The following is a 15,072-nucleotide window of genomic DNA, read 5'->3' on the forward strand; positions in this document are numbered from 1 at the left end:
ATCAGTCTTGGATCTTATGGTGATAGTTGCCGATGCTGTGATTGACGTGAATTCATTCCGGAGGGTTACCTATGCCGCACAGCAATATTTCCAGAGCGCCGCGCCAGCATCTGACTGAACGTGTGCTGCAGGCCAAGACTGCAAAGAACCTGACCTGGGCGGGGCTCGCAGAAGGTACGGGGTTGAGCGTGGTGTATGTCACCGCTGCCTTGCTCGGTCAGCACCCTTTGCCGGAAGCGGTGGCCGAGGTGGTCGCCGAGCGTCTCGGGCTGGACCGGGACGCGGTCGCCGAACTGCAAACCATCCCGTTGCGCGGCAATGTCGAAGACGTCTCCAGTGACCCGACTATCTACCGCTTCCATGAAATGGTTCAGGTCTACGGCACAACGCTGAAAGCACTGGTGCACGAGCAGTTCGGCGACGGCATCATCAGCGCAATCAACTTCAAGCTCGACATCAAGAAAGTCGACGATCCGGAAGGGGGCGAGCGAGCCGTGATCACCCTCGATGGAAAATTCCTGCCCTACAAACCGTTCTGAGGACGCCGAGATGAGTGATAAAGGAAGACCGCCATTGCCACCCTTCACCCTGGAGACTGCAGTCCAGAAAGTCCGTGGCGCCGAGGATGGCTGGAATTCGCGCGATGCGGCGAAAGTCGCGCTGGCCTACACCGAAGACACCTATTGGCGTAACCGCAGCGAGTTCGTCAATGGTCGCGCAGAGGCTCAGGCCTTTCTGGAACGCAAGTGGCGCAAGGAACTGGACTACCGGCTGATCAAGGAACTCTGGGCATTCACGGATAACCGCATCGCCGTGCGCTATGCGTACGAATGGCATGACGACTCCGGCAACTGGTTCCGTTCGTATGGCAATGAAAACTGGGAGTTCGCTGCAAACGGCCTCATGCAACGGCGCTTTGCCTGCATCAACGATTTGCCGATCGCCGAGTCCGAGCGCAAATACCATTGGCCATTGGGGCGCCGACCGGATGATCACCCGGGTTTGAGTGAGCTGGGTCTCTGATCAACCGTCAAAGGGACCTTCGGGTCTCTTTTTTTATTGGGTGTCTGATCGAGGCAATGATGAAGGGCCGCCATTGCCAGGCGGCAATCCGGTACTGGCAAAAAAACGGCACCCACCTTGCCGCTTTACCCCTCCACAGCGGAAATGCCTTGCCGCTTTTCTGGCATTGCCGCCTCGCCACCGCCTGCGGGCCCTGCAAACATTGACTTTTACAACATGGCACGCCGATTGCTTTGTCAGTAACAACAGAATCAGGTCAACCGGCAAAGGTTTCCCGAAATGAGCATCAGCTTCGATAAAGCGCTAGGCATACATGAAAAGGCCCTCAACTTCCGGGCTCAGCGGGCAGAGGTGTTGGCCAACAACATTTCCAACGCCGACACCCCGAACTTCAAGGCTCGTGATCTGGAGTTTTCTTCGGTGCTGGCTGCCGAAACCGACAAGGCCCAGAACGGTCACTTCGCGCTGAACAAGACCAACAGCCGCCATATCGAAGCCGAGGGCATGGGCAATGACGACGGGACGCTGATGTATCGCACGCCGTCGCAGCCTTCGCTGGACCAGAACACCGTTGATTCCCAGGTCGAGCAGGCCAGCTACACCGAGAACGCCATGGGCTTCCAGGCCAGCTTCACATTGCTCAACAGCAAGTTCAAGGGGCTGGTTGCAGCCCTTCGCGGAGAATAATTCATGTCACTAGCCAATGTGTTCAACATTGCCGGTAGCGCCATGAGTGCCCAGACCACGCGTCTGAACACCACGGCCAGTAACATCGCCAACGCCGAGACCGTGTCTTCGAGCATGGACCAGACCTATCGTGCCCGTCACCCGGTGTTCGCCACCGTGATGCAGGGTCAGCAGTCGACCGGTGGTTCTTTGTTTCAGGACCAGGGCGAAGCCGGGCAGGGCGTTCAGGTCAACGGCATCATCGAAGACAGCTCGAACCTGGAAGCACGTTACGAGCCCAATCATCCTTCCGCTGACAAGGACGGGTATGTCTATTACCCCAACGTCAATGTCGTGGAAGAAATGGCCGACATGATTTCTGCCAGCCGGTCTTTCCAGACCAACGCAGAAATCATGAACACCGCTAAATCCATGATGCAGAAGGTTCTGACCCTCGGTCAGTGATAGAAGGCGAACGTTATGGCCGTTGATAGCACCACAGCAAACAGCGTTTCATCGACATTTTTGAATACGCTGCAGAATCCGACGCCGACCGCGACGAATTCTACCGGCACGCTGGGCAAGGACTCTTTTCTGCAGTTGCTCGTGACGCAGATGAAGAACCAGAACCCTCTGGATCCGCAGGACAACACGCAGTTCGTGGCGCAACTGGCGCAGTTCAGCAGCCTTGAAAGCATGCAGAATCTGACCTCGACCGTTGACACGATCGCCAGCAGCTACAAGTCGTCGCAGGCCTTGCAGGCCTCGTCACTGGTCGGACGCTCGGTAATCATCGATGCGAGCAGTACATCGGTCGATACGACCAAAGGCCTGACCGGGTCGATCGTAGTGCCGAGCGAAAGCTCGCTAACGACCGTCAAGGTGTACGACTCGCAATCGAATCTGGTCGACAGTGTTGACCTGGGCACGCAAAAAGCCGGTACCACCAGCTTTGCCTGGGACGGTACGGACTCAAGCGGTACTCAGTTGCCATCGGGAACTTATACCTTCAAAGCTGAAGGCTCGGTCGAAGGCAAGAACACACAGCTTTCAACTTACCTGCCCGCCACGGTCAACAGTGTCACGATGGGTGTCAATGGCGCAGAAACAACGCTTAACCTGGCCAGCGGCAGTGTCGCCCTGTCCAAAGTTCAAACTATCGGATTGTAGAGCCGCTACGGCGCAGGAGTGAAACATGTCTTTCAATATCGGCCTTAGTGGGCTCTATGCTGCAAACAAAAGTCTCGACGTTACCGGCAACAACATTGCCAACGTCGCGACAACCGGTTTCAAATCGTCACGTGCCGAGTTCGCTGATCAATACGCTCAGTCGATTCGTGGTACTTCCGGCAATACCAACGTCGGCAGTGGCGTGAGGACCGCTGCGGTTTCCCAGCAGTTCTCCCAGGGCAGCCTGACCACCGGAACAGCCAACAGTCTGGACCTTGCCATTAATGGCGACGGTTTCTTCATGATGAGCAATAACGGCGAGAAGCTGTACACCCGTGCCGGTGCATTCCACACCGACAAGGAAGGCTACGTCGTCAATAGCAGCAACATGAAGCTGCAGGGTTACAACGTTGACGCCAATGGCTCTGTCGTGACCGGCGCGCTCAGCGATCTGCGTGTGAACGCGTCCAACCTGGACCCCAAGGCAACGAGCACGATCACCAACTCCGCCAACTTGAACTCGACGACGCCATTACCGACCGTTGCGACGTTCGATGCGACCGACACCAAGAGTTACAACAACAAGTACAGCACCCCGACTTACGACACTCAGGGTAATGCTCACACCCTGGATCAGTATTTCGTCAAGACCGGCACCAATACCTGGTCGATGTATTCCCTGATGGACGGGCGCAGCATTTCCGATCCGACGTCTACAGCGCCGGACAAGAATGACCTGACGTTCGATTCCTCGGGCAACCTGGTGACCACCGCCGGCGCCGCTGTTCCTACTGACAGCGCCAACATCAAGTTCAATGCTGACGGTACGTTTGCCGTGAACAACTGGGTACCTGGCGTGCAGGTCGGTACTGGCACGACGGCCACTTGGGCAGCCAACGGCGCTGCTGGCGCAGCTTCGATCAAGCTGGACATGTCGTCCACTACCCAGACCGCTTCGGTATCGGGCCTGCTCAAGCAGGATCAGAACGGTTACGCCACTGGCCAGTTGAGCGGCATGAACGTCGACTCGAGCGGCAACCTGTTCGCCACTTACACCAACGGCAAGTCGCAGGTCATTGGCCAGACTTCGCTGACCAGCTTTGCCAACGTGCAGGGCCTGGCGCAGGCCGGCGGCACCAACTGGCGTGAAACGTTCGCTTCCGGCGTACCGGTGAGCGGCGCTCCACAGTCGGGTACGCTGGGTTACATCACCGGTCAGGCGCTGGAAGAATCCAACGTCGACCTGACCATGGAGCTGGTTAACCTGATCAAGGCGCAGAGCAACTATCAGGCTAACGCCAAGACCATTTCCACACAAAGCACCATCATGCAGACCACTATTCAGATGACGTAACAAACGTTGTTTGAACTGTATTGAAAAAGCCCCTGTAAAAGGGGCTTTTTTATGCCTGCCTGCCCAGTACGTTGTTATATCTTTTAGTGCTGAAAGTTACGGATTACTCCCGCACCCTACTTGGAAACTTCCTACGCACGATGATGTGAGAATAAAACTCCTCTATGAATTGCCTTTGCGGCAAGGGAGTCCTCATGTCATTCAATACAGCGATCAGCGGTATTCATGCTGCCAATAAACGACTGGAAGTGGCGGGTAATAATATTGCCAACGTCGGTACTCTGGGTTTCAAGTCGTCCCGTGCGCAGTTTTCGGCTTTATATGCGTCCGCACAGCTGGGGGCCGGGCAGCACGCTGTCGGGGATGGTGTACGACTTGCTTCGGTGCAGCAGAATTTCAATCAGGGTGAAACCGTGATCAGTTCCGGCAATGCGCTGGATATGCGTATTCAGGGCAACGGTTTTTTCGTGGTCAGTGATCAGGGTTCGCTGGCCTATACGCGGGCCGGCGCCTTTTTGAAAGACGCTGCCAACTTTGTCGTCGACAGCGATGGCGGACGTTTGCAGGGGTATGCCGCAAACGATAAGGGCGAGATTGCCAGTGGTATCCGCACGGACTTGCAGATCGATACGTCCAACGTCGGTGCCAGGGCTACGACCACGGTGGCTGAAACTATCAATCTGGATGCCTCGCTGCCTTCGCTTGCTCGCTTGCCGACCTTCGACCCGGACGACCCCGCGACCTACACACGGGTCGCCACCCGGACCATCCAGGATGTGGGCATCACTCCGGTGCCCGCAGCCGATCATGAGCTCAAGCAGTATTTCGTCAAGACCGAGGCCAATCAATGGTCGATGTATGTGCTGGTGGACGGGCGCAATCCGGTGGATCCCGACAGCGTAGCGCCGCTGCAGGTAAGCCTTGAGCTCAAGCCTGACGGCTCGCTGTCGTACAGCGGCAATGATCAGCACCTGAGCAAAGTCTCGGACACCGAATTTGCCTTGCAGGGTTGGGTGCCTGCCGCGCAGGTCAATGGCGCTTGGGCGGCGAATGGCTCGCTGAACGGCGGGGCTGTTTCGTTGCCGTTGAACGATGCCGGGGCCAGTCTGCTCGATCCCGGTGATACGGTCATGCATCGGCCGGTTCCAGACTTCAATCCGGCAGACCTGAACACCTACAGCAGGATGTTCGGTAACCAGATCTTTGACAGTCAGGGCAACACTCATGAGCTGAAACAGTATTTCGTGAAGGACGGCACCAACAGTTGGCGCATGCACGCACTGATCGATGATCGAAACCCGCAGAACTCCGCGTCCACCACGCCGCTGACGGCGAACATCGTCTTCGATTCCCATGGCGCCGTTGCGTCGTTGACCGGCAGTCCTGGCCTGAGCAGCAATGGCACTCAGCTGAAACTCACTGGCTGGTCGCCTGTGATGGCGGTTGATCCTGGCACCGCCCGCGAGCGCTGGATATCCAACGGGGCGGCTGGCAGCGCTGACGGCATCACCATCGACTTCACCCGTCTGCTTCAGCACAACGCTACCAGTTCGCGCTCGGCTGCCTACGTGGATGGCCATTCGGCAGGCGAGCTGAAAAGTCTTGAAGTTGGCCGGGACGGCATTCTGCGTGCCGGGTTTACCAATGGCATGACCAAGTCTATCGGTCAGGTGATGCTCGCCAGTTTCGCCAATCCGCATGGCTTGCAGCCGCGTAGTGATACACGCTGGACCGCCACCGCTGATTCCGGAGTGGCTGAATATGATGTGCCGGGCGTCGGTACGCTGGGCAGCATCGTCAGTGGCGCGCTGGAGGGTTCTAACGTCGTGCTGGCCGATGAGCTGATTGCGCTGATCCAGGCCCAGACAGCCTATCAGGCCAACTCGAAGGCGATATCCACCGAAGTGACGCTGATGCAGACGCTGATTCAGTCGACCTGATTACATCGAGCAGTCGGCTTTGATGAAGTGGCCTTTCAATCGTTTCCAGCCTGGGCCCGGGCTGGCCTGGGCGCAGACGATCCGGCTGTCGCCCTGCCATTTGTAATAGTGGGCGGGAGCGGCCTGAGAGAGCAGGGCAAAGGTCATCAGGCTCGCGCTCGCGATACCGATGATGCACGCACGAAAAGGCATGACGGTTCCCGATCAGGGTTGCGGTGTCGGCAAGATTATCACTGTCGATCCGGTTGTCAGCGCAGTTCGATGAAGTTTTTTTGGCGGTGTTTCCTGCCTGGCAAGCGGCAGGCGGCAGTCCGCCGCCGCTATTGGCTGGCGCTCTGTCCTCAGGTCATCGGCGAACACCAGTTTTTACTGGTTAATCAGGCATTTGTATCGAGCCTGACAAGTTGGTTCAAAAATTGCTTTAACCCTTTCAGAACAGCTACAGGCGGCAAGCGTCTGTCGGAGGAGGAAGACTGTGGACAAGTTGCTTTACGTCGCAATGAGCGGTGCATCCGAAAACGCGATCGCGCAAAAGGCTCATGCCAACAACCTGGCAAACGTCTCGACCAACGGTTTCATGCGTGACCTTGAACAGGCCCGCTCGATGCCGGTGTTTGGCGAGGTCATGCCATCGCGCGCCTACGCCATGAGCGAGCGTCCCGGTACCGACTTTTCCGCCGGTGCCATGGTGCAGACCGGTCGCGAGCTGGACATCGCCGTCAAGGGTGATGGCTGGATCGCCGTGCAGACGCCCGATGGCGGTGAAGCCTATACCCGCAGTTCCGGCATGAACATCGATGCCCTGGGCGTGTTGCGCGACGGCAGTGGTTTGCCGGTTATGGGCAACGGCGGTCCGATCGCCGTGCCGCCTCAGCAGCAGATCGAGATCGGCGCCGACGGCACGATCAGCATTCGTTCGCTGGGCGAGAGTCCGCAGGTGATGGCGCAGGTTGACCGCATCAAGCTGGTCAGGCCTGACCTGAAGACCATGGAGAAGGGCCCTGACGGCCTGATCCACACCAAGACCGGCCGGCCTGCCGACGCAGACGCCACCGTTCAGGTCGAGTCCGGCTTTCTGCAGGCGAGCAACGTCAATGCGGTCGAGGAAATGACCTCGGTACTGGCCTTGTCCCGTCAATTCGAATTGCACGTCAAGATGATGAAGACCGCCGAAGAAGACGATCAGTCTATGGCTCGCGTCTTGCAACTTGGCTAATCAATGACAGCTTGCGCCGACAAACCGGCGCTCGAGGAGAACACACATGCTTCCTGCACTATACGTCGCCAAAACCGGCCTTGCCGCTCAGGACACCAACCTGACCACCATCTCCAACAACCTGGCGAACGTCTCGACCACGGGTTTCAAGAGTGACCGTGCCGAGTTCCAGGACCTGCTGTATCAGATCAAACGCCAGCCGGGTGCTCAGTCCACTCAGGACAGCGAACTGCCTTCCGGCCTGCAACTGGGTACCGGTGTGCGCATTGTCGGCACGCAGAAGAACTTCACTGCCGGTAGCCTGCAGACCACCAACAATCCGCTGGACCTGGCGGTCAACGGTCGTGGTTTCTTTCAGGTGACTCAGCCGGACGGCACCATTGCCTACAGCCGTGACGGTACGTTTCACCTCGACGCCAACGGCCAGATCGTGACCGCTAACGGTTATGCCCTCGAGCCTGCGATTGTCGTTCCGCAGAACGCCCAGACCTTCACCGTCGGCCAGGACGGTACTGTTTCCGTCACGCTGGCAGGTGCAACCGCTACGCCGCAGATCATCGGCAACATCCAGACTGCCGACTTCATCAACCCGGCCGGTCTGCAGGCCATGGGTGGCAACCTGTACCTGGAAACCGGTTCGAGCGGCGCGCCGCAGATCGGCACTCCTGGCCTTAACGGCCTGGGTCCGACCCTGCAGAACACCCTGGAAAACTCCAACGTCAGCACCGTTGAGGAACTGGTCAACATGATCACTACCCAGCGCGCTTACGAGATGAACTCCAAAGTGATCTCAACCGCTGACCAGATGCTGCAAAACCTGACGCAGAACCTGTAAGTCCTTGATGTCGCTGCTCGTAGAACCGCTCAATCCGATGGGGCGCCTGATAAGCGCCTGTTACACCGCGAGGTTTCAAGTGTCATGAACCGCCTTAGTGTTCCGCGTTTTTCAGTGTTGATCGCTTCATTGTGCGGGATCACCCTGCTGTCCGGCTGTGTTGCGCCGACGGCCAAGCCCAATGACCCTTATTACGCTCCGGTGTTACCGCGTACGCCCATGTCGGCGGCTGCCAACAATGGCGCCATCTATCAGGCCGGTTTCGAGCAGAACCTGTACGGTGACCGCAAGGCCTTCCGCATTGGCGACATCATCACCATCACGCTTTCCGAGCGTATGGCGGCGAGCAAGGCGGCCACTTCGGCGATGTCCAAGAACAGCAACAACAGCATTGGTCTGACCTCGCTGTTCGGTTCGGGGCTGACCACCAACAACCCGATTGGCGGCAATGATTTGAGCCTCAACGCCGGTTACAACGGCGCGCGGACCACCAAGGGTGACGGCAAGGCCGCACAGAGCAACAGTCTGACCGGCTCGGTCACCGTGACGGTTGCGGATGTGCTGCCCAACGGCATTCTGGCGGTACGTGGCGAGAAGTGGATGACCCTCAATACCGGCGACGAACTGGTGCGGATTGCCGGTCTGGTCCGGGCTGATGACATCGCGACCGACAACACTGTGTCGTCCACCCGTATCGCTGATGCACGTATTACCTATTCGGGGACCGGAGCCTTTGCCGATACCAGCCAGCCAGGCTGGTTCGACCGGTTCTTCCTCAGCCCGTTGTTCCCTTTCTGATAGCGGGATAAACATGATCAAGCTCAAGCAACTGATAGCGGCGACCTTGTTGTTGTCCACAGCGTTCGGCGTCCACGCCGAGCGTCTGAAGGACATCGCGAGCATCTCCGGCGTGCGGGCCAACCAGTTGATCGGTTACGGTCTGGTCGTCGGTCTCAACGGTACAGGTGACCAGACCACCCAGACCCCGTTCACCCTGCAGACCTTCAACAACATGCTGTCGCAGTTCGGCATCAAGGTCCCGGCCGGTTCTGGCACCGTACAGTTGAAAAACGTTGCAGCAGTTGCGGTGTACGCAGATTTGCCAGCATTTGCCAAGCCAGGCCAGACGGTCGATATCACCGTTTCCTCGATCGGTAACTCCAAAAGCCTGCGCGGCGGTGCGCTGTTGATGACACCGATGAAAGGTGTCGACGGTAACGTCTACGCCATCGCTCAGGGCAACCTGGTGGTCGGCGGTTTCGACGCGGAAGGCCGTGACGGCTCGAAAATCACTGTCAACGTTCCGTCGTCGGGGCGCATTCCTGGCGGAGCGTCGGTCGAGCGTTCGGTGCCGAGCGGTTTCAATCAGGGCAATACCCTGACCCTGAACCTGAATCGCTCCGACTTCACCACTGCCAAGCGGGTTGTCGACAAGATCAACGAATTGCTGGGCCCGGGCGTCGCTCAGGCGCTGGACGGTGGTTCGGTGCGTGTGACCGCGCCGCTTGATCCGGGCCAGCGTGTCGACTACCTGTCGATTCTGGAAAACCTGGAAGTCGATCCGGGCCAGACCGCTGCCAAGGTCATCATCAATTCGCGGACCGGCACCATCGTCATCGGCCAGAACGTCAAGGTGTCGCCTGCTGCCGTGACCCACGGCAGCCTGACCGTGACCATCACCGAAGACCCGATCGTCAGCCAGCCGGGCGCATTGTCCGGTGGTCAGACTGCGGTCGTGCCACGCTCGCGGGTCAATGCCCAGCAGGAGTTGCACCCGATGTTCAAGTTCGGTCCAGGCACGACGCTGGATGAGATCGTTCGCGCGGTCAATCAGGTGGGCGCTGCGCCCGGTGACCTGATGGCCATTCTCGAAGCCCTTAAGCAGGCCGGCGCGTTGCAAGCCGACCTGATCGTGATCTGAGGATTCGAGCATGGATATGCCCAAGAGCGGAATTTCGTCGGCGGTCGATTCGGGTGCCTATACCGACGTCAACCGTCTGGCGTCGCTGAAGCATGGCGACAAGGACAGTGTGGAAAACCAGAAGAAAGTGGCCCGCGAGTTCGAGTCGCTGTTCGTCAGCCAGATGCTCAAGGCCATGCGCTCGGCCAACGAAGTGCTGGCCAAGGACAATCCGATGAACACCCCGGCCACGCGGCAGTATCAGGATATGTATGACCAGCAACTGGCGGTCACGCTGTCCACCCGTGGCAACGGTATCGGCTTGCAGGACGTGCTGATGCGCCAATTGTCGAAAGACAAGGGGATAAACCACGCCGCGCCGATCAATACGACCGACGCCGCCAAGGCTGCAACGGCCGCTATCGACGCTGCGCCGGCCAAGACCGGCCTGGCGACCAGTGTCTACCAGCGTCCGTTGTGGGCCACACGCTCGGTGGCTGCCGATCAGGCGGCGGCTGCGGCATCGGCGTCCGGAGAAGGGCGCAATGACATGGCGATGCTCAACTCGCGTCGTCTGTCCTTGCCCGCCAAGCTCACCGATCGCCTGCTGGCTGGCATCGTGCCTTCCGCTACAGCGGCGGTCAGCAACAGCCCGGTACCTGCTCGCGCGACAGCCGGCAGCACAGGCAACAACGGCGACTGGACTCTTGATCCGAACCTGGCACCCGCGCCGGAGTACGTGCGCTCCATGGCCCAGCCACCGCTGGCACCGGCCAAGCGTGCGTTCAGCAACGCCGACCAGTTCGTCGAAACCATGCTGCCACTGGCCAAGGAAGCCGCAGCACGAATCGGCGTCGACCCGGTCATGCTGGTGGCGCAGGCGGCACTGGAAACCGGTTGGGGCAAATCGATCATGCGTCAGCAGGACGGCAGCAGCAGTCACAACCTGTTCGGCATCAAGGCGGCGGGCAGCTGGAAGGGTGCCGAAGCACGCGCGATCACCAGCGAGTTCCGCGACGGCAAGATGGTCAAGGAAACGGCGGACTTCCGTTCCTACGATTCCTACGCCGACAGCTTCCACGACCTGGTCAGTCTGTTGCAGAACAACAGCCGGTATAAAGAAGTGGTCAATTCGGCCGATAAACCGGAACAGTTTGTAAAAGAATTGCAGAAGGCCGGCTACGCCACTGACCCGGACTATGCCAGCAAGATTTCGCAGATTGCGAAGCAGATGAAGAGTTACCAGACTTACGCCGCTGCAGCGGGCTCTTCCACGACTTTATAAGGTTTGACTCATGTCGCTGATTTCAATTGGGCTCTCAGGTATCAATGCCAGCAGTGCCGCGATCAACACCATCGGTAACAACACGGCCAACGTGGATACCGCTGGTTACTCGCGTCAGCAGGTGCTGACCACGGCGTCGGCGCAGATCGCTCTTGGTCAGGGTGTAGGCTACATCGGTACCGGCACTACGCTGTCCGACGTACGTCGCATCTACAACGGCTATCTGGACACCCAATTGCAATCGAGCACCGCCCTCAGCGCGGATGCAGTGGCTTATTCCGGTCAGGCCAGCAAGACCGATACATTGCTGTCCGACAGTGCGACGGGGATCTCCGTGCAGCTGGCGGACTTCTTCACCAAGATGCAGGGCATCGCCACCAGCGCCACGCAGTCGGCCGAACGCTCGTCGTTCCTGACCCAGGCTGGCGCGTTGAGCGCACGCTTCAACTCGGTGTCGTCGCAGTTGTCCACGCAGAACGACAACGTCAACACGCAGCTCGACACGTTCACCAAGCAGGTCAACGAACTGACCACCACCCTGGCGAGCCTGAACAAGCAGATTACACAAGCGTCGGCGGGCAACGCCACGCCGAACACCTTGCTCGATTCGCGCAGCGAGGCGGTTCGTAAGCTCAACGAGCTGGTCGGTGTGAAGGTTGTCGAGAACAACGGCAACTTCGACATCTATACCGGCACCGGACAATCACTGGTCAGTGGCGGCACGTCCTACAAGATGTCGGCCAGCCCGAGCCCGTCCGATCCGTTGCAGTACAACGTGCAGGTTGCCTACGGCCAGACCCAGACGGATGTGACCTCGGTGCTCACGGGTGGCTCGATCGGTGGTCTGTTGCGTTATCGCAACGAAGTGCTGGTGCCCGCGACCAATGAATTGGGCCGTACCGCGATGGTGCTGTCCGATCAGGTCAACAGCCAGATGAATCAGGGTATCGACAGCAAGGGTAACTTTGGTTCGAACCTGTACTCCAGCATCAACAGTGCGGATGCCATTACCCAGCGCAGCATCGGCAAAACCACCAACAGTGTCGGCTCCGGCAACCTCAACGTGACGATCGGCGACACCAGCAAGCTGACCGCCAACGATTATGAAGTGACGTTCAGCGACTCATCGAATTTCAGCGTGCGCCGCCTGCCCAACGGCGAGAGCGTGGGGGCCGGTTCGCTGGCTGACAATCCGCCCAAGCAGTTCGAAGGCTTCAGTGTGAGCCTCAATGGCAACACGCTGGCAGCCGGTGACAGTTTCAAGGTCATCCCGACACGCACTGGCGCGGCGGGGATTTCGGTGGCGCTGACCGATGCCAAGGACATTGCAGCTGCGGCGCCCCTGACGGCAACGGCGGGTAGCAGCAACTCCGGCACCGGTGGCTTCACTCAGCCGGTGCTGAACACCAAGTCCAATATATACGACAGCACCCAGACCGCTGACCTGCGTAATGCGCTCAAATCCTCCACCCCGATGAAACTGGTGATGGGTGCTGCGAATAGCAGCGGCGTGCAGAGCTACACCCTGATCAATGCGAGTGGCGGTGCGGTGCTTGACCAGAATGGCAACGCCGTCGGCGGTTCGATCATTCAGGGCCAGGCCAACACGGTCAAGTTGAACGTTGGCTACACTGACACTACGACGACGCCAAGCAGCAAAACCGCTTTTGAACTGCAAATGACTATCTCCGGCTCGCCGGTTGCCAATGACACGTTCAGCATTGGCATGACCGGTGGTGGCTCGTCCGATAACCGCAATGCGTTGGCGGTGGCAGGTCTGCAGACCGCCAAGACTGTCGGCGTCATCAACGGTGGTGTGGGCACCAGCCTGTCCGGTGCGTATGCAAGTACGGTATCTGTGGTAGGTACGTTGGCCAGCCAGAGCAAGAACGATGTGACCGCCACTGCGGCCGTGGTCAGCCAGGCCAAGTCGTCGCGTGATTCGGTCTCGGGTGTATCGCTCGACGAAGAAGCGTCCAACCTGATCAAGTACCAGCAGTACTACACCGCCTCTTCGCAGATCATCAAGGCGGCACAAACCATTTTCAGCACGCTGATCAACAGTCTTTAAGGAATCGTGAGCCATGCGTATCTCGACTACCCAGTTCTTCGAATCCACGAACACCAATTATCAGCGTAACTATTCGAACCTGAACAAGACCAGCGAAGAGGTCTCCAGCGGCATCAAGCTCAATACCGCGGGCGATGATCCGGTGGGTGCGGCGCGCGTACTGCAACTGGCCCAGCAGAACTCCATGCTGACCCAGTACGAAACCAATATCGGCACGATCAATACCAACGTTGTGACTACCGAAACGACCCTGACCAGCATCATCGACACGATGCAGGCTGCGCGTGAGCAGATCGTCTCGGCGGGCAGTGGCGCCTTTACCGACTCCGACCGTCTCGCCAAGGCTTCGGCGCTCAAGCAGTACCAGAGCCAGATTCTGGGCTTGATGAATAGCCAGGACCCGAATGGTCAGTACATATTTTCTGGTTCCAAGGCGTCGACGCCACCGTACGCGCAGAACGCTGACGGCTCTTACAGCTACAAGGGCGACCAGACCAGCGTCAATCTGGCGGTGGGCGACGGCCTGGTAATGGCCAGCAATACCACAGGTTTCGAGGCCTTCGAGCAGTCGGTCAACACCACCCGTACGTCTGCCACGCTGCTTTCGCCTGCAACCGATGACGGCAAGATCGGCCTCAGCGGTGGTCTGGTGACGTCCACTCCGACCTATAACGCCAGCTACCAGGGCGGCGAGCCGTACACGCTGACCTTTCTCAGCGGCACGCAGTTCAAGATCACTGACGCCAGTGGCACTGACGTGAGTTCCGATACGTCGTCGGGTGGCAAGTTTTCCCACGGCTCGTTCGATGCCCAGACGTTCACCTTCCGCGGCGTGGAAATGACCCTCAACGTCAACCTGCCAGCCGCTGACCGGGTCTCGGACGCTACCGCCGATGCGGCGCTGACCAATCGCAGCTACCAGCTGGCATCGACACCGGACAGTGTTTCCACCGCGCGCAGCGCCGGCAATACGTCAACGGCGACCGTCAGCAGCTCTGCCGTGGGCAATACCGCTGCGGACCGGGCCGCGTTCAACAATACCTTCCCGACAGAAGGCGCGATCCTCAAGTTCACCAGTCCGACCGATTACGACTTGTATGCTGCGCCATTGACCAGCAGCAGCAAGCCAGTGTCCAGCGGCACCATGACCGGTTCGACGGCCAATGCTTCAGGGGTGAACTTCAATATCAGCGGCACACCGGCTGCCGGCGACCAATTCATCGTCGAATCCGGCACACACCAGACCGAGAACATCCTGAATACGCTGACAGCGGCGATCAAAGCCCTGTCGACGCCCACCGATGGCAACCTGGTAGCTTCGCAGAATATGACGGCGGCGCTGAACTCTGCACTGGGCAACATGAGCAGTGCCATCGAACAGGCCTCTACGGCACGTTCCAGCGGCGGCGCGCGTCAGCTGGCGGCAACCGCCCAAGGCACGACCAACGATCTGCTCAAAGGTAACAACACCACTGAGCAAGGCACTTACGTAAACGCCGATATCGTCGAGGCGACCACCCGCCTGACATTGCAGAAAACCATGCTGGACGCTTCTCAGCAGGTGTTTACCATGCTATCCAAGTTGAACCTGTTCAGTCAGCTTTGAGTTCTG

General features: G+C 58.8%; 15 protein-coding genes. 14 read left to right on the top strand and 1 reads right to left on the bottom strand.

Annotation, left to right across the window (positions count from 1 at the left end):
* Positions 1-71: 71 nt before the first annotated feature.
* The 7 genes from cynS to JOE34_RS14535 all read left to right on the top strand — a co-directional run bounded on the left by cynS (position 72) and on the right by JOE34_RS14535 (position 6,153).
* The gene (gene cynS, locus JOE34_RS14505) at positions 72-539 is read left to right on the top strand and encodes a cyanase (protein WP_003391308.1); all 468 of its coding nucleotides are present in this window, start codon (positions 72-74) and stop codon (positions 537-539) included.
* Between the two features lie 10 nt (positions 540-549).
* Positions 550-1,023, top strand: a complete 474-nt coding sequence (locus JOE34_RS14510; protein ID WP_004416966.1) for a nuclear transport factor 2 family protein — start codon at positions 550-552, stop codon at positions 1,021-1,023.
* 279 nt (positions 1,024-1,302) lie between these two features.
* Complete coding sequence (gene flgB / locus JOE34_RS14515) at positions 1,303-1,710, top strand: flagellar basal body rod protein FlgB (RefSeq protein ID WP_003316778.1); 408 nt, start codon at positions 1,303-1,305, stop codon at positions 1,708-1,710.
* 3 nt (positions 1,711-1,713) lie between these two features.
* A complete protein-coding gene (gene flgC, locus JOE34_RS14520; protein WP_002554316.1) occupies positions 1,714-2,154 on the top strand; it encodes a flagellar basal body rod protein FlgC in 441 nt (146 codons plus the stop codon).
* A gap of 15 nt (positions 2,155-2,169) precedes the next feature.
* Complete coding sequence (flgD, locus tag JOE34_RS14525; protein ID WP_003316779.1) at positions 2,170-2,859, top strand: flagellar hook assembly protein FlgD; 690 nt, start codon at positions 2,170-2,172, stop codon at positions 2,857-2,859.
* Positions 2,860-2,884: 25 nt separating this feature from the next.
* A complete protein-coding gene (gene flgE / locus JOE34_RS14530; protein ID WP_046266339.1) occupies positions 2,885-4,213 on the top strand; it encodes a flagellar hook protein FlgE in 1,329 nt (442 codons plus the stop codon).
* Between the two features lie 194 nt (positions 4,214-4,407).
* Positions 4,408-6,153: a flagellar hook-basal body complex protein gene (locus JOE34_RS14535; protein ID WP_032661319.1), complete on the top strand. Its 1,746-nt coding sequence runs from the start codon at positions 4,408-4,410 to the stop codon at positions 6,151-6,153.
* On the opposite strand, the gene JOE34_RS14540 is transcribed toward JOE34_RS14535, so the two are convergent.
* Positions 6,154-6,345 (bottom strand): hypothetical protein, encoded by a 192-nt coding sequence (locus tag JOE34_RS14540; protein WP_003316783.1) that lies wholly within the window; start codon positions 6,343-6,345, stop codon positions 6,154-6,156.
* Positions 6,346-6,628: 283 nt separating this feature from the next.
* Here JOE34_RS14540 and JOE34_RS14545 point away from each other — a divergent pair, with 283 nt between their 5' ends.
* From JOE34_RS14545 to JOE34_RS14575, 7 genes are all read left to right on the top strand, one after another.
* A complete protein-coding gene (locus JOE34_RS14545; protein ID WP_003316785.1) occupies positions 6,629-7,369 on the top strand; it encodes a flagellar basal body rod protein FlgF in 741 nt (246 codons plus the stop codon).
* Positions 7,370-7,415: 46 nt separating this feature from the next.
* Complete coding sequence (gene flgG, locus JOE34_RS14550) at positions 7,416-8,204, top strand: flagellar basal-body rod protein FlgG (protein ID WP_003404338.1); 789 nt, start codon at positions 7,416-7,418, stop codon at positions 8,202-8,204.
* Between the two features lie 84 nt (positions 8,205-8,288).
* Entirely contained in the window at positions 8,289-9,002 is a 714-nt protein-coding gene (gene flgH, locus JOE34_RS14555) for a flagellar basal body L-ring protein FlgH (protein ID WP_003316787.1), read from the top strand.
* 13 nt (positions 9,003-9,015) lie between these two features.
* The gene (locus JOE34_RS14560; RefSeq protein ID WP_003347335.1) at positions 9,016-10,125 is read left to right on the top strand and encodes a flagellar basal body P-ring protein FlgI; all 1,110 of its coding nucleotides are present in this window, start codon (positions 9,016-9,018) and stop codon (positions 10,123-10,125) included.
* Positions 10,126-10,135: 10 nt separating this feature from the next.
* The gene (gene flgJ / locus JOE34_RS14565; RefSeq protein ID WP_024663992.1) at positions 10,136-11,389 is read left to right on the top strand and encodes a flagellar assembly peptidoglycan hydrolase FlgJ; all 1,254 of its coding nucleotides are present in this window, start codon (positions 10,136-10,138) and stop codon (positions 11,387-11,389) included.
* Positions 11,390-11,399: 10 nt separating this feature from the next.
* A complete protein-coding gene (gene flgK / locus JOE34_RS14570) occupies positions 11,400-13,460 on the top strand; it encodes a flagellar hook-associated protein FlgK (protein ID WP_003391318.1) in 2,061 nt (686 codons plus the stop codon).
* A gap of 13 nt (positions 13,461-13,473) precedes the next feature.
* Positions 13,474-15,066 (top strand): flagellar hook-associated protein 3, encoded by a 1,593-nt coding sequence (locus tag JOE34_RS14575; RefSeq protein WP_017279332.1) that lies wholly within the window; start codon positions 13,474-13,476, stop codon positions 15,064-15,066.
* The last annotated feature ends 6 nt before the right edge of the window (positions 15,067-15,072 follow it).

The organism is Pseudomonas sp. PvP028 (assembly GCF_017832255.1).
GTDB lineage: Bacteria > Pseudomonadota > Gammaproteobacteria > Pseudomonadales > Pseudomonadaceae > Aquipseudomonas > Aquipseudomonas syringae.